We start from the raw sequence: 21,841 nt of genomic DNA, 5'->3' as shown, positions 1-21,841 counted from the left end.
GGGCCTCATAATTTCAAGACCCAAAAAAACGCCCCGCAATGCGGGGCGTTTCACCAGTTCTGGTGTCAGGTCAGATTAGTGACCGTAGACAGCCAGCTTGGTGTTGGTAATCGCAACGTTATCCATTGCGACGGAACCGATGGAAGTACCACCGATTTCGATGGCGCCGACGGACATGTCCATGTAAACGTTGTTAACGTCAACGCGCAGCACGCCAGTTGCAGTAGAAGCACCCAGACCGGCGCCTTTGTAGACGTCAAGGTTCACGTTAGCATAAGCGGACAGAACGCCCAATTTTTGCGGATCGGTGAGGCCAAATTCGCCGTCAGCGTCTGCACTAAATACAGAACCATCGCCATCATAGTCGAAGTTTTTGCCGGCACCGGTGATAACCATGTCACGGATACCAACGCCGAGGAACTCAACGTCGAAGTCCATGTCCGTCACGTCGAACGCAGCAGCAATGTTCAGGTGATCAGTTGCGGTATCGACTGAGATATCCAGCTGAGCCAGGTTACCATAGCCGCTCATGTTGGAGATCAGGGTAGTGCTGTCAGTACCGGTAGCGCCAGCCTGCAGCTCCATGGAGCCAACAGTCATACCCCAGTCGATCGGATTGCCGTCGAGGGTGTGAACTGCAATGGTGGCGTCGCCGTCATCAGCAACGTCGATATCAATCTTCAGTTGGTCCAACAGGTCGTTATAACCGGCAGTGGCACCCTCAGCAGTGACACCGGCACCACCAAGAACGATGTCATTAACCGCGAAAGAGCCTTCATCGGTGTATTTGAACTGACCGATGCTAACCTTGGTTTCCAGCTCGATGGTCACACCGGCCTGGCCGGTAACGTTACCCATCGCGCCGTCGTTCATGGCTTGCAGTTCAGCGTTGGCAGCAAACGGAGCCGCGGCGATAGCTGTTGCAAGAGCAATTTTTTTCAGGCCTTTCATTCTTATCTCCTTATAAACTCATTTTGTTCTTATCTGAGTCTTTTAGTTTTGGGTGTGGAGTCCGTTACTCCACAATTCCATTTAAGATTGTTTTACAGTCCTAGTCCGTGACTGCATTCACACTTCTTTACCCAGCACTTACAACCTGAAACAAATCGCGACTACTTCTCATCTCAACCCTGGTTAGCAAGAGCCTCAGATTTGTTGTCATAAAACATTTGAAAAGGCTTTTTGCTCGTAACCGGCTCTGAATAATATACTTTCCCGTTCTTCACCTCGAAAGGAATGACTTTATTTCCTGAAATCCCCAGTCGATGCTCATGCTCAATCACCAAGGCTTCCTTGTCGCTATCTTCATTGACTTTACCCGTGTACAGAATTGCCGCCGCATTGATCTTGCCCCGCCTGGCGATAGATTTTAGGGCAGCCCGGTACATGAGTATGCGTACCTGCGCCGGTGCATCGCCGGCCTGCGAGTCCAGATTGATCCGTTTTACCGTCTTACCGTCGTCAAGAAGCATCCACGCACCAGGCATATTAGGTTTGGCGTCCGCCAGTTCATCAGAGTACTCATCTGTCGCCTTTTCCGTCAGATAAACGACCTGACGCTGACCTATTACCGCGTATTGCGCCAACTCTTCTTTGGTGAGCTTTCCATCAGAAATCACGCTGTTTTCCGGAACCTCTGCTGTAGGAGCTTCTTCTGCACTCACCAACGGCGCAGCGAGAAACACAGAGAGCAAAGTGGCATTCAAAAGGGACTTTTTAAGGTACGCCATGGCTTATTATTCCTGTTTTATTTGCGATGATTACCACGCGACAAATGGCCGACTCGGTTAGAATACCGATACTCCGGTTCACAGCAGGCCGTCGCGGTATGTGACTCTTTTATTAGATCAGTGGCACTCGCGCACCGACAATGCCCGTTTTGTGGCCTGATTATCATTCTTCCGATTTTTCCGAGGGCAAATTGAATCTCCCCGTCACATCACCGATTAATCAACATCAGTACGAGCACTTGCGATCTCATGCCGCTCGTGAGTCTGACTTTGTTTATATCGGGAGCGTTGGAGAAGGTCCGAGCCGCGGCTCATACAGTGGGTTTTCCGCCTGCACCATTGAGTCCTTATCCCTTGATTACCCGCTCTCAGCTCCGAACGATATCAGGGCTCTGGAGGCCAGGATGGAATCCCTCGCGGATCGCTTTCGCGTCCACCCCGAACCAGCAGGCAAAGACTATCTGACCGGTGGCTGGATCGGGTTCCTCAGTTACGAACTCGGATATGTGAAAGAAAAACGGCTGGCAGATCTCTGCCCGGATTTGCCGGTGCCGCTACTCTCTGCCGGGTTTTATCTCTGGACAGCCAGCCACAATCGAAGCACCGATACCTACTACCTCTGGATTCACCCGGAATGCCCTACCGGGCTACGCCAGACACTGGACCACTGGATGTCGACGGCGCCTCCTTCAGACCCGGAGCCATGGCGAATGGCCTCACCGTTCACAGCCCGCCAATCGCCGGAAGCATTCAAAAAAAGCGTAGAGACGATCCGCGAATACATTGAGGCGGGCGATTGCTACCAGGCAAACCTTTCCCAGGAATTCACAGGCAGCTACAAAGGCGACCCGTGGCAGGCTTTCCAGGCGCTGGCAACCGCCAACCCGACCCCATACAGCGCCTACATCCGGGTGGGCGATGCGTCCGTTCTATCCGTTTCTCCGGAGCGATTCCTTCAAATCAACGGGAAGGTTGTCACCACAAGCCCGATTAAAGGGACACGCCCACGAGGATCAACACCTGCAAGCGATGCAGCCTACGCCGCTGAACTGGAAGCCTCGACAAAAGACCGCGCGGAAAACCTGATGATCGTGGACCTGCTGAGAAACGACCTGAGTCTGAACGCGGCAAAAGGCAGCGTCATTGTCGACAAGCTGTTTTCACTTGAATCTTTCAGGAACGTTCATCATCTGGTGAGTCACATTCGGGCTGAGCTGGCAGACGGTGTCACTCCGATGAAAGCCCTCCTCGACGCTTTCCCTGGCGGCTCTATCACCGGTGCACCGAAAATCCGGGCCATGGAGATCATCCGGGAACTGGAGCCACACTGGCGTGGCCCTTACTGCGGGTCTGTGTTCTATCGCGGCCTCGACGGCACGCTCGACAGCAATATTGCGATCCGAACCATGCTTTGTGACGGTAAGGGCACAATACGCTGTTGGGGGGGAGGAGGAATTGTTGCGGACTCTGACCCTGAAAGTGAGTATCAAGAGACCCTGACCAAGGTCAGACCGCTAATGGAATTTCTCGAACGCTTTCAGGGGGCGAGCTAGAATCTTGCCCCCATGGTCAGGGCTGGTCACGCGCTGTGAACAGCACTCGCCTTGAGAAACTCCTGCTTCAGTTCCTCAAAGTCATGAACCGCGGGAAACTGCGGGAACTCATCAATCACATTCTGGGGTGCATGGAACAGAATGCCCTGCTCTGCCTGCCCCAGCATGGTGGTGTCATTGTAAGAGTCACCGGCGGCGATCACCCGGTAGTTCAGCAACTGGAATGCGCGAACTGACTGGCGCTTCGGGTCCCGCTGGCGCAACAGATAGTCGGTAATCTGTCCATTATCAGCCACTTCGAGTTTGTGACACAACAAAGCCGGGAAACCCAACTTGGCCATCAGCGGCATGGCGAACTCGTAGAAGGTGTCAGACAGAATAACCACCTGGAAGCGTTCACGCAGCCAGTCGAGAAACTCCCGCGCACCCGGCAGCGGATCCAGCTCGCCAATAACTTCCTGGATCTGTGGAAGACCATAGCCGTGCTGGTCGAGGAGCCTCAGTCGTTGCGTCATCAGCACATCGTAATCAGGAATGTCACGGGTAGTGGCCTTGAGTTCTTCAATACCGGTCTTCTCGGCAAACGCGATCCAGATCTCCGGGATCAGTACTCCTTCGAGGTCAAGGCATGCGAGTTCCACAGTGGTCTCCTGATTAACGGTTTGGTGTGCCGGAGCAGAACAGCCCCGGATATCAGCGCCGTATGATAAGAAAATCCGGCAAGGAATGCATCGTGCATTACGCGCTAGCGATTTTCATGCAGCAGGAATAACCATATAGATCGTCATTCCTTCAGGCTATGAGGCATTTAATGGTAACCTTTTCACACATTTAGATCAGGTAGTGATGAAATGACCGACATCCAACAGCTGCAGGATGAGCTCGAAGGCCAGAGCCCCCGTTCAATCCTCAAGGCTGCCTTGAAGCAGTACGACAGCATCGCCATTTCCTTCAGTGGCGCAGAAGACGTTGTGCTGATAGAAATGGCCCACAAACTCACCGACAACCTGCAGGTGTTCACCCTGGATACCGGCCGTCTGCATCCGGAAACCTACGAGTTTGTCGAACGCGTCAGAAAGCATTACGGAATAGAGATCGAAGTTCTCTGCCCGGATACGACACAAGTCCAGAACCTGGTAAACAAAAAAGGGTTATTCAGCTTCTACGAAGACGGCCACTCTGAGTGCTGCGGCATCCGCAAGGTCAATCCCCTGAAACGGAAGCTGGCGACGGTCGATGCCTGGATTACCGGCCAGCGCAAGGACCAGAGCCCCGGCACCCGTAATGATGTCCCGGTCATTCAGGAGGACACAGCGTTCTCTACAGAAGAAAAAACCCTGATCAAGTTCAACCCGCTCGCCAACTGGACATCAAAGGAAGTGTGGGACTATATCCGGATGTCCGAAGCGCCATACAACGAGCTGCACGAGAAAGGATTTGTGAGTATTGGCTGCCAGCCCTGCACCCGTCCGGTGCTGCCGGGTCAGCACGAACGCGAAGGCCGCTGGTGGTGGGAGGAAGCCACAAAGAAGGAATGCGGGCTCCATGCAGACAACCTGATCGCCAGCAGTTGAACGGAAATCAGGCAACAAAGCCCACCTGATTAATAGGTGGGCAACTCCACGTCCTTGAACAGCTCTTCTATTTCCGTTCTGCTGCCCTGATGCGCTACAGCTTCATCCACTTTTTCCTTGGTGAGATGCGGCGCAAACCGTTGAATAAAGTCGTACATATAGCCTCGCAAGAACGTCCCCTTCCGGAAACCAATACGTGTCACGCTCGGTCGGAAAAGTTTTCGGGCGTCAAGGGCGACAAGATCCGGATCCGCTTTCGGGTCAAAGGCCATACTGGCAATGATGCCAACGCCAAGTCCGAGGCGAACATAGGTCTTGATAACGTCAGCGTCAGCGGCGGTAAACACAACCTTCGGAGTCAGTCCCTGAGACTGAAACGCCTCATCAAGCTTGGACCGGCCGGTGAAACCGAACACATAGGTCACCAGGGGATATTCAGCCAGTTCCGACAGTGTCAGCTCAGGTATTTTCGCCAACGGGTGATCCTTCGGGACGATGACACTGCGATTCCACCGATAGCAAGGCATCATGATCAGATCGTTGAAAAGCTCCATGGCCTCAGTGGCAATGGCGAAGTCCACGGCTCCGTTCGCCGCCATTTCGGAGATCTGCATCGGGGTGCCCTGGTGCATATGAAGGGACACGTCAGGATACTCTTCAATAAAACCGCTGATAATCGACGGTAACGCATACCGGGCCTGGGTGTGCGTTGTTGCAATGCTAAGATCCCCACGGCGCTGGTTACTGAACTCCTGGGCGATCTTCTTGATGCCTTCCACCCGGCGAAGTATTTCTCCTGCTTCCCGGATAATGATTTCACCACCGGGTGTGATTCGGGTCAGATGTTTTCCACTGCGGGCAAAAACCTCCAGCCCCAATTCATCCTCAAGCAGACGAATCTGTTTCGAGATTCCCGGTTGAGACGTAAAGAGACTTTGAGCGGTTGCGGACACATTCAGATCGTGATGCGCAACTTCCCAGATATATCGCAACTGTTGTAATTTCATTGACTCTGTTGCTCCCTGGATTCCCGGCCTTCGGCAGATTGCATGTTCGAGAAGATTATTTGCTTTCGCCAAGAATACGCATAAAAATATTATTTTTCATTCTTTTTGAGTCTAGGCAATGCCTCTCAGACAGTTTAGACCAAAATTGCATTCCCGCAGGTAATGACGCAACGCTTTGTTTCTATAGCCCTTGACTTGTATGTACCAGAGCACACAATCCGTAATCGACACTTTCCGCATTCAGGGAACCAATGCTGCTTAACACCAAATTTCTTCGGCCCACATCTGATCCTCGCGCTGTACGTCGTGATCGGTTGAGCGAGTTATTGGATCCCCGGAGCCCGAAAAGACTGAACCTGGTCATCGCCCCTGCCGGCTTTGGCAAGACGACCCTGGTTGCGCATTGGTGTTCCCGCACCCCGTCTGCAACCGCGTGGCTTTCGCTTGATGAGCACGACGATGAATCCCGACGGTTCTGGCAGTATCTGATAGGCGCTTTTGAGCATTCAGGCCTGGCAGGTGTCGAAGACTGCCGCAAACAACTCGGTCATAACTCCGTGGACGCGGTTACCGCGGCAATCACGGGCCTTATAAACATTTTGTCTGCCGACGGTACTCCGTGGAATCTGGTTCTCGACGACTTTCACTTCATCCGCGGTAATGAGATCCAACGCCAGTTTGCTTACTTTATTGACTACCTTCCGCCGGGCATCACGGTAACCATTGCTTCCCGTACCGAGCCTCCCCTGCCGCTCGCACGCTGGCGGGTCCGGCGGTGGGTGCAGGACATTCATCCCGGATTGCTCGCCTTTTCGGAAGAGGAATGCCGAGCATTTTTCCATGACACAATGGGGCTCAACATCCCGGAGGAGGAAGTACGCTCCATATGCCGCAGAACGGAAGGCTGGGTGGCGGCCATGCAGCTTTCCGCGCTATCCGGCGGTGTGCAGCCCAGCCCTGGTAAAGGCGCGACGGCAACCAACCTTAAATCAGCCCATCTCGATGTCGACGAGAGGCATATCAGCGATTATGTTCTGGCCGAAGTGCTGGACCAGCAGTCAGAGGAAGTCTCCCGGTTTCTTCTGGACACAGCTTGTTGTCCCCGGCTGTGCGCCTCGCTGTGTGACGCAATTCGGGGTGCAAACGACAGCCAGCAGCAACTTCAACAGTTACTCACCCAGAACCTGTTTCTGATCCCCCTGGACACCCACAACGAATGGTTCCGCTATCACGATCTTTTCCGTGACGCCCTGCTTCAGAGAATCGGGCAAAGGGACCCCGAGAGAGCGTCGAGACTCCGACAAAAAACCGTTGAATGGTTGCTTGATCACGCCCATGTACAAGAGGCCATTGCCCAGATCGTCCATCACCAGGACTGGCCACGGCTGGCCAATGTGCTCGCAGAACATGGCAACAACCTGATTCACGGGGGCTACCACCTGCCCGTGCTTGACTGGATTCAGGCCCTGCCCGACGAGTTCGTGAAAGAGAGCCCCCAATTGCAGATGCTGAGAGTGTGGGGGCTGTTTTTTGCCAACCGGGTGGACACGCTCGAACCCCTTCTGCTCTCGCTCGAAGATCTTCTGGACCGTCAGGTGGCCGATTCTCATCCGGACGCCGAAGGCGCCCTCGGCCTGCAGAGTGAAATATCACTGATTCGCTCCTACCTGGCGAGAACCCGCAGCGATGATAAGAACGCCAGTGACCTGACACGACAGGTGCTCAAGGATATCGACCACACCCAGATTCCCCTCAAGTCCGTCACTTACTATGGTCTCGGCCTGGACTATTTTGGTAAAGGCGATCTTGCAGACGCTGAAGAAGCGCTTCAATCGGCAGTGCGGTATGGCCAGGTTGAGCGAAAGCCCAGCACCGTGCTCTCCAGTGGCGGCCTGCTCGCGTGGATCCAGTACAATCGTGGCGATATCGAAATGGCGCTTGATACCTGCACCGAGGTACGGCGCTGGGTCGACCAGCATTACGCTGACCCCAGTCAGCCGCGCCTGATCTCCTGCTGGCAAAACAGTGCCCTTACCGAAATTTACCGGGAACGCAACGAACCACAGCTGGCGGCAACGCATCTGGCCCCTCTTCTGGAGCATGTTCGTGGTGGCACCGAAGCAGGCCAGCACGTTGTGATCCAGTACGTTCGAGGTCACCTTGCTTTCAGTGAGGGGCGTTTTCAGGAGGCGATAGAAGTGCTGGAAGATGCCGCCGACATGGGCCGCAGGCGCAGGGATCATATTGTTTTTGAGCCACCCGCAAGTTCTGCGTTACTGGCCCGCTGCTTTCTGGCGACCGGGCACCCGGAAAAAGCCCGCGCCTGCCTCGGCTCACCGGACGATGACAGGTTCACCAATCCACTGAACCGGGAGCAGAACCTGATCAGTATTGCCCGGGTAAAGGTTGCGCTTGACCAGCCCGGAGAAGCCCAGGAAATACTTTCGAAATTGATTCCTGCCGCAGAACGATCTGCCCACAACCGACACCTGGTCGAGATCCTTTTGGTTTATGCAGAGGCTCTGGATTGTCAAAACCGGCGCCAGGAGGCTCAGGAAATGCTGAATCGCGCCATTATCAAAGCTGCTGATGCGGGGTTCATGCGCCTGTTTGCCGAGGAGAGTCCGCGGTTAAGGGCCTTGCTGTTGGACTTACCATTGCTGAAAGCGCCAGGATCCTGGAATACCAACCTTGTCACCATGCTCAGGGAACAGGCGAACGCAAAAAGTGAGCCTTCTGATGCTGCATCGCCGACGCCCGTAATCAAAACCAACGCCGAAGCCGCTCCCCTTCAGGAACCCCTGAGCCACCGGGAAAAGCAGGTGCTCACGCTGATCAATGAAGGTCACGCCAACAAGGAGATTGCGGCGACGATGGAGGTGGCGCCGACCACCGTCAAGGCGCACATCCGAAACCTGTATGGCAAGCTAGGTGTAGGCCGACGCACCGAAGCGCTTGCCCGGGCCCGGGATCTGGGATTGCTGGATTCGTGAGTCAAATGCAACCATTTTGAGACTTGCGTCACATTTTGCGATCTCTTTTTACGCCGACTACGCCCTTTGGACGATCCGTCTACGCCCTCGATTCCCCTATTATTCTTCCAACGGTGAGGCAAACACCTCACCCTGAATTCTGAAACTTCAGGCCTTCAGATTTCTTGTTCCGCGTTGTTTCGACGCCCGGGTTCGAAAGAACCCTTTTGATGAGAGCCAACCCGCGAGGGCTGGCTCTTTTTTTATGCCAGGAAGATCAGTGGGAATCAGCGCTCAATAATGCGCCGGAAAGGCGGCAATGCGTCCAGCAGCAGCTGCCCATAACGTCGGGCAACGATGCGTCGGTCGAGGATAGTCACCCGGCCCGTATCATTTTCGGTGCGCAGTAAACGGCCTACCGCCTGCACCAGCTTGATGGACGCCCCCGGAACCGTAATTTCCATGAACGGATTGCCTCCCCTCTGGGTCACCCACTCGGCAAGGCTCGCTTCAATAGGATCATCCGGAACGGAAAACGGTAATCGGGTGATGACAACGTGGTGCAGGTACTTCCCTGGCAGGTCGATACCCTCGGCGAAGCTTGCGACACCAAACAGGACGCTCGGGCGGCCGGCATCCACGCGACTGCAATGCTGGCGCAACACCTCGCCCTTTGCCATATCATCCTGGGTGATGATCAGGTCCGGGTACTCGGGCGCAAGTGCATCCCGAACCTGCTGCATCTGACGCCGGGATGTGAAAAGTACCAGTGTGGCCTTCTCCCCGGCCCACAGCCCTGGCAAGCGTTCAATCAGTTCATCCACGAATGCATCGTCGGTAGGCATCGCCGACATGGCCGGAACCTCCACAGTGGCCATTTCAGCGTAACGGAAAGAGCTGGGGACGACGAGATAACGCGTCGCTTCTGGCAGTCCGGCACGAGTCCTCAGACGATCAAACCGGCCAAGGGCGGTCAATGTAGCGCTGGTCAGAACCGCACCATAGGTTCGGGACCAGAGGCGGGAGTAAAGGAGGTTATCAGCCAGAACCGGAGAACTATACAAGGTGATGTCTTCCGCATGATCCCACCGTTGTTTCAGGGCCCACCGGGCCGGTGGAGGACTTCTGTAGCTGGAAGCGCCGGTTCCAGGCTGCCCCGCCCCTTCCTTCTCATCTGCAGTCTTGGCCTGCTCACTCCCCGTTTGCTCACTCCAGGCCGCCCACAGCCGCAACTGTTCCTCAGACCGACTGTGAAAGGAGCCAATCACCGGGAACCAGGCTTCGGCCGTATCCCGGTCTATCTCATGCTCCTTCCGTTCATCAAACGCGCTCTGGAGTTCATCTGCCAGGGAACCAAGTTGACGAACCAGGTTAGCGGTAGCAATGCGCGTTTCTGCTGCAAGTTCTGCCAGCCCATCGGGCAACTCCCCTTCCGGATAGCGCCACTGCGCTGTCCGGCGTTCCTCATTGAACTCCCAGCCGGTATTCTGCTCAGCTTCTTCATAAACCCGGCTGAGTGCCAAATCCACATCACGGGAAGCTGTGCTGATTCGATCCAGAGTCTTTGCACCCTGGGTAGCGGGCGCCAGGTAGGGCTGCATTTTGCTTAACGCCTGGGACAGTTGTTTTAGCCACTGCCGGGTAGAGTTCAATGGAACAGACGCCGCAAAATGATTAAGCGCCTTGTCCGGCAAGTGGTGCGCCTCATCGAAGATGAACAGGGCATTTTCAGGTTCAGGCAGGATAGCCCCGCCGCCCAATGCCAGATCTGCCAGAACTAAATCATGATTGGCCACAACAATGTCTGCGTCATCAAGATCCTTACGGGCATCAAAGAAGGCGCAACTGTCGAAATAGCTGCAATGACGGTTTGTGCACTGGCGGTGATCGGTGGTTACCTGGCGCCAGACATCATCCGGAATCTGCTCCGGCCAGTGATCCCGATCACCATCCCACTCTCTGGAACCGTAGCTCGCCAGCATTTCCTCAAAAAAGGCCCGGGTGCCTGGTTCTTCACTTTGATGACCGTCGAGCAGAAACAGGGGCATGGTATCGCTGTCACCATTTCCCTCGTCATGCAGACGGGCTTCCAGTCGGGACATGCACAGGTAGCGCCCACGGCCCTTGGCAAGGGTCCAGCTGAAATCCATTTTGCTGTGCTTTTTCAGGTCTGGCAGATCTTTAAGTACGATCTGGTCCTGCAGGGCCACGGTTGCAGTGGAAATCACCAGCGTTTTCCCTAGCGCCTTTGCGACCGGAATGGCCGCTATCAGGTACGCGAGGGTCTTGCCTGTACCCGTACCCGCCTCAACCACGCAGGTCGAAGGTGGTGATGTCCGTTGCCCGTCGTTGTCGGTAATATCGCCCATATAGCGGGCAATCTCGGCGATCATCAGGCGTTGGCCGTAACGGGCCCGTATGTCTTTGCCCGCCAGAACATCCCGATATCCCTGCTGAATCTGCTGTTTGATTTCATCCGTTAAGGCCATCAGCGCGGGCTCACCCAGTCCCGGACAATACCAACCCGGAAACGCTGACCCTGCTTGCTCAGGACCACGCCATCCTCAGTAATATTATCGACAACAAGCCCTGAAAAGCTGTCGCCCCTGCGCAGGTAATTGTTGTTGATCATCACACGGCGTGCAGCAGGATCGGAGGAGTATATATGGCTGTTAAAGGTCAAATCAGGAACACTCTTTTGAAAAGAAAGGGGTAGCTCAACCAGGTGCGGAACCCTGCCAGTCAGCTCGGGTTCCGGCAACGCCGGATTGTCACTGGCCGGCGAAGAAGAGGGCACGATAATAGTCGGGCGTTCACGTTCGGGCAGGACATCGACATTGAGGCCGCTCTCAGCCAAAGCCTGTTCAGGCTCTGGTGGTTGCTTCACCAATACGTCCCTGGTATTGGTTCCATTGGCCGTGACCGCATCTTCGGAAACTGCCGCGGCTTCAGCGTTCCCTGCCGTTTCCGCCGTGACTGCAAGCGGCGTTACTTCCGGGATGGCGGGTACAGGTTCCGAAGGTGAAGACGTTTCGATCAGGTCACGCGGGAACATGTCAGGCCAGAAAATCACGGCCAGCACCGCCGCATTCAACAGTAGCGCAACAGTGATCCACACAATCGGAGAAACCGGCTTTTTTCGGGGGCGGTGAATCAACTGAACCTGCTGACCCAGATCCGGTATCTGGCCCTGGCGGCGCTCTGTCTCCGATTTTCTGAGTGCATCCAGTATGTAGGACATAAGACTAACCCCGCCCTGGACGCTCTGATGGAACCAGTCTGGGAACGGAGATTTCCAGGTCGTTGTTCATCTGAATAATGGTCATGGCTCCTGCTATGCCGTCGACAGTCAGGCCTTTGCGCTCCTGATACCAGCGGACCTGGGCTTCCGAAGGCATTCGCTTGACCTTTGCGCTCTCGGCTGAGGACTTACCAAGTTTGTCAGCCAGCTCCATCATTCGCGATCCAATCCACAACTGCTCGCCGGCCCCATTGCCGTAGAACTTATCACCAGTCTGGAACTCCGGTAAACGCCAAAGCACACGATACTCGCCAAACCAATAGGGTTCGATACTGGCAAACGAGAATTCCCGAGATCCATCCGACAGCATAATTTCAGCCAGGTCGCCTTTCAGGCTGCGCAGGACCACATAGCTCCGGTTTCCCGCCCCATCCTGAAGCAAGAGTATTGAGGGCCGGTTGAGAAACTCCAGACTTCTTCGGCTACCCTGCTTTTCAAGGCAGCCCATGCCCTCCTCCAGCGCAAAGTCACACGCCATGGGAAACTCGGACGGCCGATACTCTCGCCCCCAGACATCGAACAATAACCGGAAGGCATCAGCCAGGTTCACCGTCTGTTCGGAAAAACTGAAAGTCGCCGGTGCCTCCCCTGCTTCCGGAACTCCCCCCGACGGTTGCCCCGATTCCATTTTTCCATCCGGCTGTTCCGATAGGCTATCGGGGGCCTCACGCTCTATGACACCAGACGGTTGCACAGGTGCGTTTTCTTCAACGGGCACGGCACCCTTTAGAGGCCATCGCTCCAATAACCATGCCGTTCCAATTACTGCCAATAGAAAGGAGGCCAGAAGCATAAGGTATCGTGATCGATCAGCAGCCTGTCCGCTTCTGCCCGATACCTTCCCGGTAGCAGCCCCCCGGACCTCTTTCGCGGCCTGGCGGATATGAGCAGTGGTAATCTGATGCTCACCTTCCGCATAGGCACCCAACAGGGCACGATCACTGATCAGGTTGATGAGGCGGGGAATACCCTGGCTTTGCCGGTACAGCTTCTGAATCGCACCAGGGGAGAAAATGTCTCCGCGCATACCGGCAACACTCAGGCGATAGCGCAGGTAAGCCGCCAACTCGCCTTTGCCAATCGCGTCCAGGTGGTAGCGTGCGGTGACCCGCTGATTGAGCTGTCGAAGCTCTGGCAACTCGAGAATCTGTTGCAGTTCCGGCTGGCCCAGCAAGACGATCTGGAGCAGCTTCTTTTCGGCCGTTTCGAGGTTGGTCAAAAGACGCAGCTGTTCCAGCACATCGGCGGACAGGTTCTGCGCCTCGTCAATCATAAGGACTTTGTGTCGGCCTGCGGCGTGGGCTTTCAGCAAATCCTGATTGATCAGATCAACCAGTTCCTTGATGCTGGCCCCGATACCGTGCGGGATCTCCAGTTCATCGCAGATGGAAGACAGCAGTTCCCTGGCGGAGAGCCGCGGGTTCAATATCAGTGCGATATCGACGTTGTCCGGCACATTTTCAATGAAACAACGGGAAACAGTGGTTTTTCCGGTACCGACTTCACCGGTAATGACGATAAAGCCGCCCTGCCCCTTAACACCGTACATAAGGTGGGCAAGCGCTTCTTTATGGCGCTCGCTCAGGTATAGATACCGAGGGTCAGGCGCTATGGAAAACGGGGGTTCCCGAAAGCCAAAAAATTCGTAATACATGGGTATCCAGTCTGGTACTCAGGCGTCGGGTTGATCGGCCAATAGCCAGCCCCGGCTTTGTATCGCGGTATCATACCGCCCGGCTCGCGAGGCTGTCACCCTACGAAACCCCGGTATCGGCATTACTTATCAGCCTGAGCTCTGCGGTATGCCGGGTCTGCTGCTTAAGGCGCCGGACACAGCGCTCCAGGGTCTTGGAGATCCGGGCGTGGGAACGAATCATGGAGATTTTGGGCCAGGTCGCGCGCTCACCTGCCAGGATCATCTCCCGGACATAGGCAGGCTCAGGATTGGACAGCATGCGCCGATAATCCCTGAGTGAGTATGACGGCGCTATGGTCACATCACCTGAATAACGTTGTGCCATGATCGTATACAACTGGCCCGACACCTGACGGAGTAACTCCGGCTTAACCCGTTTTCGCAGATAATCAAAAACCCCCTGGCCATGAAACTGGACTTCCGACTTCAGCAGATGCATGGGCAGGCTGGAGATCGACAGTTTTTCGTCCTGGCCACGGTTACTGAGGAAAGGAACTACATGCGGGTTGGTCTGACTGGCAATCGTAAAGTTCACATCATACAGGTGCATAAGACGTTCGATCGGAAGGTCGCTTACCACCGAACCGTCCACGAACTTCAACTTCGGCATGTATGGCAGAGCATTGCCATGGATGTCCTTTTTCATCAATGTCACCGGTGGGAAAATTCCCGGCACTGCAGCACTGGCAAGCACGGCACTCCAAACCATGAGATAGGGAGAGGTATAACCGCACAACAGACGCGCTTTTTGATGGGTCTGCACCGGTGACGCGCTTACATTGATGGAGCGCCCGGTCCGCTGGTATGCCTCCTCAAACGTATATTCGCCGATGTTGGCCTTCAGACAGGAGCGGAGCTGTTCCTGATCCATCAACCCATCGCCCCTTACAGCGCTCAGTAGCCCGCGCCATTTCCACGCCTTGAGGTCATGGTTTTCGGGAACCAGCATTTCGGGAATTTCCGCGTCGGTGTGAACTCCGAGCATACCGGCAATAATGGCACCAATACTGGACCCGGCAATCACCTGCGGCAACAGTCCCTTCTCCCAGAGTGCTTTGATGACGCCAAAGTGAAACATGCCCAAAGTAGCGCCGCCGCTCAGCAGCAGCGCGGGGCGGCCATAGCTGGTCAGGGTATCGCGAAAAAACTGGAGTTTGTCAGCAATCGGAAAGTCGGGGACCGGATGATCACACAGAAAGTCTAGAGCTTCGCATACCTGGGTGATGTACTCCTCGATAAGGTGCTTGGTGCCCACCCTGGAGCGCGTGTAAAGAGCCGGATTCCCCATATTTCCGAGATCATGGTGCAACCCTTCCCTTATCGCCCTTTTCAGCCGATCAAAATCATTTTGCTGCCGATATTGCTTGAGGTTACTCAAACGATCATAAACAAGCTCGTAATGATAAAATTCAGAGGCAAAATCTTCCTTCCAGTCGGCGTTACCTTCGAGGAAATCCAGTTCCAGTGCCGCCGCCTTCCACACCTCGTAATTTGGCGCTTCAGCCAGCATCTTCCGGAATTTGCTAATCCTTGGATCCTTGATCACCGCTGACCTCCCAATTCCACTCGCCCTACTCAGAAACCCTCAAGCATCAGATCTTCATCGTCGCCGCTAGCAAACGGATCCTCCACCACCTTACCATCATTAATCATGAATTCTCGGCGCTGAAGAAAAGCATTGCGCACAAAGATGTACCGATCTCCGGAAATAAAGCTCTCCGCCGGAATCAGATCGGCCCGTTTATCCACGATCTGAAGCGCACGCGCGTAGTAGTTTTCCGGACTCTCAACATAATTCCAAAGAGACGGGAGGACGAAGCCATCGGTAGCTAGACCACCAAAATGTCGGGGATTGGATGGCCCAAGAAAGGGAAGCATGAGGTAAGGCCCGGAGGGCGAGCCCCAATACCCCAGAGTCTGGCCGAAATCTTCCGGTCTTTCCGGCAATTCAAAGACGGTAGCCACATCAATAAGACCGCCAAGGCCAAACACCGTGTTGTAGGTAAAGCGACCGGCCGCGACGACCGCCGACTCGCCCTTCAGCTGCAACAGACTGTTGGTGAAATTTCTGACTTCCTGGAGGTTGTTGAAGAAATTGGTGATCCCCCGGTCGGCAAAGTTCGGCATAAAGGTGCGGTAAGTCTGGGCTACCGGCTTAAGGACCCAGCGATCAATAGTCTCATTGAACCGGAAAACCTTGCGATTCCAATCTTCGTAGGGATCTTTTGTGTCAACACGGGCTGCCCCCGCAGGCGCGGGTTCCAGCATTGCCTGTGCTGAAACCTGACAGACAGGCACGGAGGACAACAGCGTCATCAGTATCAGGGCGGAAGGCCAGCGCCGGGAAAAAAGTTGTCTCATCGTCAGCTCTTGGGTTGTTAATAACGTTACGATTCATCAAAAATACCGGCGCTTTTTTATCATTATTCAAACCGTTGTTTTGAAAGAACCCGATGTCGGTACCGGGAAATCATGTCAACAGCCTGTCCCCAGCGACCCTTCGCTGGGGCGACATAAATGCTTACAGCCACGTCAACAATACGGTTTATTTCCACGTTTTTAGAGGAAGCCCGGATGGTCTGGCCACCTCTCTTGGTCTATGGCCCCTAATGAGCCCCCAGGCCCGCCATTATAAAGGCCGGCGCACCATTTCTGGAAGAGCACAGCCACCCGACCACCGTGGTGGTTGAAACATACGCCGACCTGGTCGGGAATGCCAGCCTCGAACCCGGCTCAGTTCTCATGGATACCGATAAGTTGAGGATTACGCGGGAGGGGTTATGCGGAAACTGTGGACACTGACAGAAAAACGGGGACATCAGCCCAGCTGCCAGGCACTCGGGAGGCCCTGGCAGCCGAACAGAAACTCAATCATCGGCGGCGAACGACCACGCTTCCGATTGAATAGCCGGCACCGAAGGAGCAGATTACCCCGAGGTCGCCGGCGTTGAAATCCTCTTTGTGTTTGTGGAAGGCGATGATGGAGCCTGCCGAACTGGTGTTGGCGTATTCATCCAGAATAACTGGAGCCTCATCCTCCGTGGCATCACGACCCAGCACTTTCCGGGCAATGAGCTGATTCATGTTCAGGTTGGCCTGATGCAACCACATGCGACGCAGGTCACCCGGGGCAAGTGACAACCCCTCCAACTGGTTCAGAATGGTTTCGGCTACCAGTGGTGAAACCTCCTTGAACACTTTCCGTCCCTGCTGGATGAACAACTTGTCAGGCTTACCAATACCGGACTCATCCGCTCGATTGAGAAAACCGAAATTGTTACGGATGTTATTGGAGAACTTGGTCTTCAGGCTCGTGCCGAGAATTTCGAAACCCTGCCCGGCACTGGTATCTTCCTCTCGCTCCACCAGGATGGCCGTACACGCATCGCCGAAGATGAAATGGCTGTCTCGATCCCGGAAGTTCAGGTGCCCGGAGCAGATCTCGGGACTTACCACCAGCACAGATCGTGCGGCTCCATTCTCGACAGAATTCACGGCTGCCTGAAGGCCAAACGTGGCAGAACTGCATGCAACGTTCATATCATAGGCAAAACCGTTAACCCCGAGGGCCTGCTGCACTTCGATGGAAATGGCCGGGTAGGCCCGCTGCAGATTTGAGCAAGCAACAATTACGGCGTCCACATCATCAGCGGTCTTGCCAGCCTGTTCCAGCGCTTCTTTACAAGCCACCAACGCCATCTCGCACTGCACAGAGGGCTCGTCATTACCTCGGTCCGGAATGAAGGGGATCATCCGTTTCGGATCGAGAATGCCGTCCTTGTTGATAACATGCCGACGCTTGATGCCCGATGCCTTCTCAATAAAGGCCGAAGAAGATGGCTGCAACGGCGCCACATCGCCCCGAGCAATGTCGTCCGCATGCTCGGAGTTGAAAAGCTCAACGTACTGGTTATATGCCTCAACCAGCTCGTCGTTATCGATGGTTGCCGGCGGTGTGTACAGGCCGGTTCCGCTAATGACGGCTTTAATCACGCTAACCCCACGTCATGGTTATGAAAACAGAAGACTTGAATTTCATGCTGCCGGAAATACTAACACAGTCTTCGGCTTTTGCCCGCCAGCAAACCGTGCAATGGGCACCGGATTAGTGCAACACGCCTGCTATCGAACTAGACCCGGGTCAGTTCCCACTGTTTGTCCAGGCGTTTAACGGAAACCGTCACTACTGTGCCCAGTTGCTGTGCGAAGAAGGAGACACGGAACTCCTCCAGCATCCAGCGGTACACAGTCAATTCCGGATCCCGCACCCCCTGACGTTGCTGCTCGTCCCGCTTGCTGGCATAACGGGACCACAAGGGCTCAATGGTGTGCAGAAATTCTCGTTCCCGCCCCATTTCCCGTGACATCTTCTCTAACCGGATAAGGGCCGCCTCAAAGTAGCGTCCAAACTCTGCCAGCCATTCCGGAGGTGTCTGCACGAGAAATCCGGGATAGACCAGATTCTGCAACTGGAATTTCAGATCCGCCATACTGTTGGCAAGGGCAAGATTGATCTTTCCTTTCAGCTGCTTTGCAACCTTCTGATACCCCGACATCGCCTGATACAAACGCTCATCGGCCGCTTCCAGCGCAGGAATAAAGTCACCCCGGTGGCGATCAAAGAGCGCCTCCAGGTCGTTCTGGCTGCGGGGCAGTTGCTCGCTGAGAAAATGCTGCATAGCGGTTGCCAACAGTAAATCATCCAGAAGCACCCTTGCCTGGCCAACCGGAGCGAACATAAGGGCAGATTGCTTGAACCGCGGCAACTTGCGTTCAAGATCATCGAGAGTTCTTCCGAACCGGTTCAGGATCAGGCGGGCAATGGCCTTGCGTGTCATGTCCTCAGCTGTCAGCCGGTCCAGGCACCGAATCTGACGAACGCTCTTACCCAGGTCTTCCAGCGCAGGGTACACCGTGACCTGCATGCCGCCCTTTTCAGTCTGAACCTGCTCTGGCAAATCGCCAAACTGCCATTCGGCATACTCGCCGGACGGTTGATTTTCAGAAGTTTCACTGGTGGCATTGGCCAGAGCCTCCTCGGCCTTCCCTTCAAGCTGGCCCTGAAGTTCGTTGGTTTCCCTTCCTTCTGCCATCACCTTTCCGCCGTCTCCCAATACACGGAGATTCATGCGCAGGTGCCTGGGCAATTCAGATTCAGGCCAGGCCTGAGGGTCAATCTGCACACCGGTCATACGCCGGAGCTGGTCTCCCAGCTGAAGCGCCAATGGCTCGTTGGAAGGCTGCATATTGGCAAGGGCTGCGTCGACAAAATCAGGTACGGGAACGAAATTCCTTCGCAAAGATTTGGGCAGGCCTTTGACCAACGCTACGCACTTTTCCCTCAGCAATCCGGGCACCAGCCATTCCAGCCGCCTGGAAGGAATCTGCTTAAGCGCCATAAGCGGCACCTGAAGTGTTACGCCATCCCGTTCACTGGTGGGTTCAAACTCGTAGCTGAGCGGGTAACGTACCCCCTCCCATTCCAGGTAATCCGGGTAAAGCTCCGCAGCCTGCGCGTCCACCGGGCGCTGCAGGATATCTTCGTCAGTAAGCTCGAGGCTCTTCAGCTCTTCCGCAGACAGCTCTTTCCACCAGGCCTCAAAGTGGCGACCACTTACAATGTCCGTCGGTAACCGCTTATCGTAAAACGCCACCAGGACTTCATCATCCACCAACAAATCCCGGCGCCGGGTTTTCTTTTCCAGGTTTTCGACGGTATCGAGCATCTCCCGGTTGCGGGCGATAAATGGCGCTTTCGAATGATAGTCACCTTCCACCAGCGCCCGTCTTATAAAGAGGTTTCGGCATTCGGCCGGATCTACCTTGCTATAGGCAATACGCCTTCTGGGCACAACATCAAGGCCATACAGAGTGACCTTTTCGTAGCCCATCACCTGGGCTCTCTTCTGTTCCCAGTGCGGTTCAAAATAATGATGCTTGACCACGTGCCCGGCGAGAGGTTCGATCCATTCTGGCTGAATGGCTGCAACCATACGGGCGAACACCCGGCTGGTTTCGACAATCTCCGTCGCCACAATCCATTTGGGGCCGCTCTTCGAGACTTTTGAGCCCGGGAAAATCATGACCTTGCGGTTGCGGGTGGCCAGATATTCCTTCTTCTCGACCTTGACGGCCACCTGGCCAAGAAGGCCAGCAAGAATCGCCTTATGCAAGGCTTCATAACTGGCAGCATCCTTGTTAAATGCCAACTTCTGTTCACGGCAGATCAGAGTGAGCTGGCGGTGAATATCTCGCCACTCACGCATGCGCATCCAACTCAGGAAACTTTTCTGGCAAACCTTCTTCATCTGGTTCTGAGACAACTCCTGACGCTGTTCCTCGTAGAAGTTCCAGATGTTCAGCAGTGTTAAAAAGTCCGATTCCTTGTCATTAAACGGCGCATGGGCCTGGTCGGCAGCCTGCTGTTTGTCCTGGGGTCGCTCTCTGGGGTCCTGAACACTCAGCCCGGCTATAATGATGAGCGTTTCATGCAGACTGCCGTGAGCGGCCGCTGTCACGAGCATGCGCGCAAGACGCGGATCCAGTGGCAGCCTGGCCATGGTCCGCCCCAGTTTGGTCACACGCCGCTTGCCATCGACCGCACTGAGTTCTTCAAGGAGCTTGTACCCGTCGTTCACCTGGCGGCTATCGGGAGACTCCAGAAACGGAAAGTTGCGTATTTCACCAAGACCGGAGGTGGCCATTTGCAGAATAACGGACGCGAGGTTCGTGCGCAGAACCTCCGGATCAGTGTATTCCGGACGATTGATGAAATCAGTCTCGTCATAGAGTCGAAAGCAGATACCCGGGGCAACCCGCCCGCATCGCCCAGCCCGCTGATTGGCACTGGCCTGGGAAATGGGCTCAATGGGCAGGCGCTGGATTTTGGACCGCACACTGTAACGGCTGATACGAGCAACGCCCGTGTCGATCACATAACGAATACCAGGAACCGTCAGAGATGTCTCCGCCACGTTGGTGGACAGGACAATCCTCCGCCCACGATGAGACTGGAAAACCCGGTTCTGCTCCTGGTTGCTAAGGCGTGAATACAGCGGCAAAACCTCGGTGTGCTTGAGATCCACATGCCGTAGTACTTTGCTGAGGCTACGGATTTCCCGTTCCCCTGGCAGAAAGACCAGCACGTCGCCAGGAGGCTGTTTCTCCGAGCGCTCGTGATGTTCAATTTCATCCAGCGCACCAAGTACCCCATCCGTCCAGCCCTGGTCACGATCATCTTCATCGCCGGCCAGGGGTCGATAACGAATATCTACCGGGTATGTGCGCCCGCTGACCTCAATAACCGGCGCCTGGTCGAAAAACTCACTGAACCGGTCCACCTCAATGGTGGCGGAAGTGATAATGACTTTGAGATCGGGACGCTTGGGAAGCAGCTGTCTCAGGTAGCCCAGCAGAAAATCGATATTAAGACTGCGTTCGTGGGCCTCATCGATGATCAGTGTATCGTAACGATCGAGAAACCGGTCATGCTGGACTTCAGCCAACAATATCCCGTCCGTCATCACTTTGACCCGGGACTGTTCCGACGTATTGTCCGTGAAGCGCACCTGGTAACCAATTTGCTGGCCCGTCTGCTCGCCCAACTCCTCGGCGATTCGGGCCGCCACACTGCGGGCCGCAATCCGGCGCGGCTGGGTATGGCCGATCAGGCCGCGAATACCACGACCACTGTTCATACAGATCTTGGGAATCTGCGTTGTCTTGCCGGAGCCGGTTTCACCGGCGATGATGACGACCTGATGATTCTCGATTGCCTCCCGGATATCGTCTACCCGCTCCGATACAGGCAGGCTCTCCGGGAATGTTGCAGGCTTATGAAGGCCCTGGCGCTGTTTTACCTTTTCCAGCCCCCGCTCCAGCCACTTCGACATTTTCTCCAGATCTTTTGGCCCCGGATTGCCTTTATTACGGGCCACGGTTTTTACGATCCGCGCCGCTTCCTGCTGGTTGCACGCATCCAGCTGCTCCATCATGGCCTTGACAGAGG

General features: G+C 55.1%; 14 protein-coding genes. 3 read left to right on the top strand and 11 right to left on the bottom strand.

Features of this window, described 5'->3' with window-relative positions; genetic code table 11:
• Positions 1 to 75: 75 nt before the first annotated feature.
• Both KFJ24_RS05280 and KFJ24_RS05275 read right to left on the bottom strand, forming a co-directional pair.
• Positions 76 to 951, bottom strand: a complete 876-nt coding sequence (locus KFJ24_RS05280; RefSeq protein ID WP_250830022.1) for a DUF6160 family protein — start codon at positions 949 to 951, stop codon at positions 76 to 78.
• 173 nt (positions 952 to 1,124) lie between these two features.
• Complete coding sequence (locus KFJ24_RS05275; RefSeq protein WP_250830021.1) at positions 1,125 to 1,730, bottom strand: hypothetical protein; 606 nt, start codon at positions 1,728 to 1,730, stop codon at positions 1,125 to 1,127.
• Positions 1,731 to 2,134: 404 nt separating this feature from the next.
• On the opposite strand from KFJ24_RS05275, the gene pabB reads away from it, so the two are divergent.
• Positions 2,135 to 3,283 (top strand): aminodeoxychorismate synthase component I, encoded by a 1,149-nt coding sequence (gene pabB / locus KFJ24_RS05270; RefSeq protein ID WP_250830020.1) that lies wholly within the window; start codon positions 2,135 to 2,137, stop codon positions 3,281 to 3,283.
• 26 nt (positions 3,284 to 3,309) lie between these two features.
• On the opposite strand, the gene thrH is transcribed toward pabB, so the two are convergent.
• The gene (gene thrH / locus KFJ24_RS05265; protein ID WP_250830019.1) at positions 3,310 to 3,924 is read right to left on the bottom strand and encodes a bifunctional phosphoserine phosphatase/homoserine phosphotransferase ThrH; all 615 of its coding nucleotides are present in this window, start codon (positions 3,922 to 3,924) and stop codon (positions 3,310 to 3,312) included.
• Positions 3,925 to 4,134: 210 nt separating this feature from the next.
• On the opposite strand from thrH, the gene KFJ24_RS05260 reads away from it, so the two are divergent.
• Positions 4,135 to 4,857 carry a phosphoadenylyl-sulfate reductase gene (locus KFJ24_RS05260; protein WP_250830018.1) on the top strand — a complete coding sequence of 241 codons (723 nt, stop codon included), beginning with the start codon at positions 4,135 to 4,137 and terminating at the stop codon, positions 4,855 to 4,857.
• A gap of 29 nt (positions 4,858 to 4,886) precedes the next feature.
• Here KFJ24_RS05260 and cysB read toward each other — a convergent pair whose 3' ends face one another.
• Positions 4,887 to 5,864: an HTH-type transcriptional regulator CysB gene (cysB, locus tag KFJ24_RS05255; protein WP_250830017.1), complete on the bottom strand. Its 978-nt coding sequence runs from the start codon at positions 5,862 to 5,864 to the stop codon at positions 4,887 to 4,889.
• 251 nt (positions 5,865 to 6,115) lie between these two features.
• Here cysB and KFJ24_RS05250 point away from each other — a divergent pair, with 251 nt between their 5' ends.
• On the top strand, positions 6,116 to 8,857 hold the full coding sequence (locus KFJ24_RS05250) for a LuxR C-terminal-related transcriptional regulator (RefSeq protein WP_250830016.1): 2,742 nt from the start codon (positions 6,116 to 6,118) through the stop codon (positions 8,855 to 8,857).
• Positions 8,858 to 9,123: 266 nt separating this feature from the next.
• Here the strand turns inward: KFJ24_RS05250 and dinG are convergent, their stop codons facing one another.
• From dinG to hrpA, 7 genes are all read right to left on the bottom strand, one after another.
• Positions 9,124 to 11,325, bottom strand: coding sequence for an ATP-dependent DNA helicase DinG (gene dinG / locus KFJ24_RS05245; protein WP_250830015.1), 2,202 nt, complete (start codon positions 11,323 to 11,325; stop codon positions 9,124 to 9,126).
• Positions 11,325 to 12,077 carry a general secretion pathway protein GspB gene (locus tag KFJ24_RS05240; protein ID WP_250830014.1) on the bottom strand — a complete coding sequence of 251 codons (753 nt, stop codon included), beginning with the start codon at positions 12,075 to 12,077 and terminating at the stop codon, positions 11,325 to 11,327. Before KFJ24_RS05240 ends, dinG begins: the two co-directional genes overlap by 1 nt.
• 4 nt (positions 12,078 to 12,081) lie before the next feature.
• Entirely contained in the window at positions 12,082 to 13,791 is a 1,710-nt protein-coding gene (locus KFJ24_RS05235) for an ExeA family protein (protein WP_250830013.1), read from the bottom strand.
• 100 nt (positions 13,792 to 13,891) lie between these two features.
• On the bottom strand, positions 13,892 to 15,379 hold the full coding sequence (locus KFJ24_RS05230; protein ID WP_250830012.1) for a DUF3336 domain-containing protein: 1,488 nt from the start codon (positions 15,377 to 15,379) through the stop codon (positions 13,892 to 13,894).
• 29 nt (positions 15,380 to 15,408) lie between these two features.
• Entirely contained in the window at positions 15,409 to 16,194 is a 786-nt protein-coding gene (locus KFJ24_RS05225) for an MlaA family lipoprotein (RefSeq protein WP_250830011.1), read from the bottom strand.
• Between the two features lie 510 nt (positions 16,195 to 16,704).
• Entirely contained in the window at positions 16,705 to 17,826 is a 1,122-nt protein-coding gene (locus tag KFJ24_RS05220) for a beta-ketoacyl-ACP synthase III (protein WP_250830010.1), read from the bottom strand.
• Positions 17,827 to 17,963: 137 nt separating this feature from the next.
• Positions 17,964 to 21,827: an ATP-dependent RNA helicase HrpA gene (gene hrpA, locus KFJ24_RS05215; protein WP_250832560.1), complete on the bottom strand. Its 3,864-nt coding sequence runs from the start codon at positions 21,825 to 21,827 to the stop codon at positions 17,964 to 17,966.
• Positions 21,828 to 21,841 lie beyond the last annotated feature (14 nt).

Source organism: Marinobacter sediminum, assembly GCF_023657445.1.
Taxonomy (GTDB): Bacteria; Pseudomonadota; Gammaproteobacteria; order Pseudomonadales; family Oleiphilaceae; genus Marinobacter; species Marinobacter sediminum_A.
The sequence above is the reverse complement of the archived record's forward strand: the minus strand, read 5'-3'. Positions and strand labels throughout refer to the sequence as shown.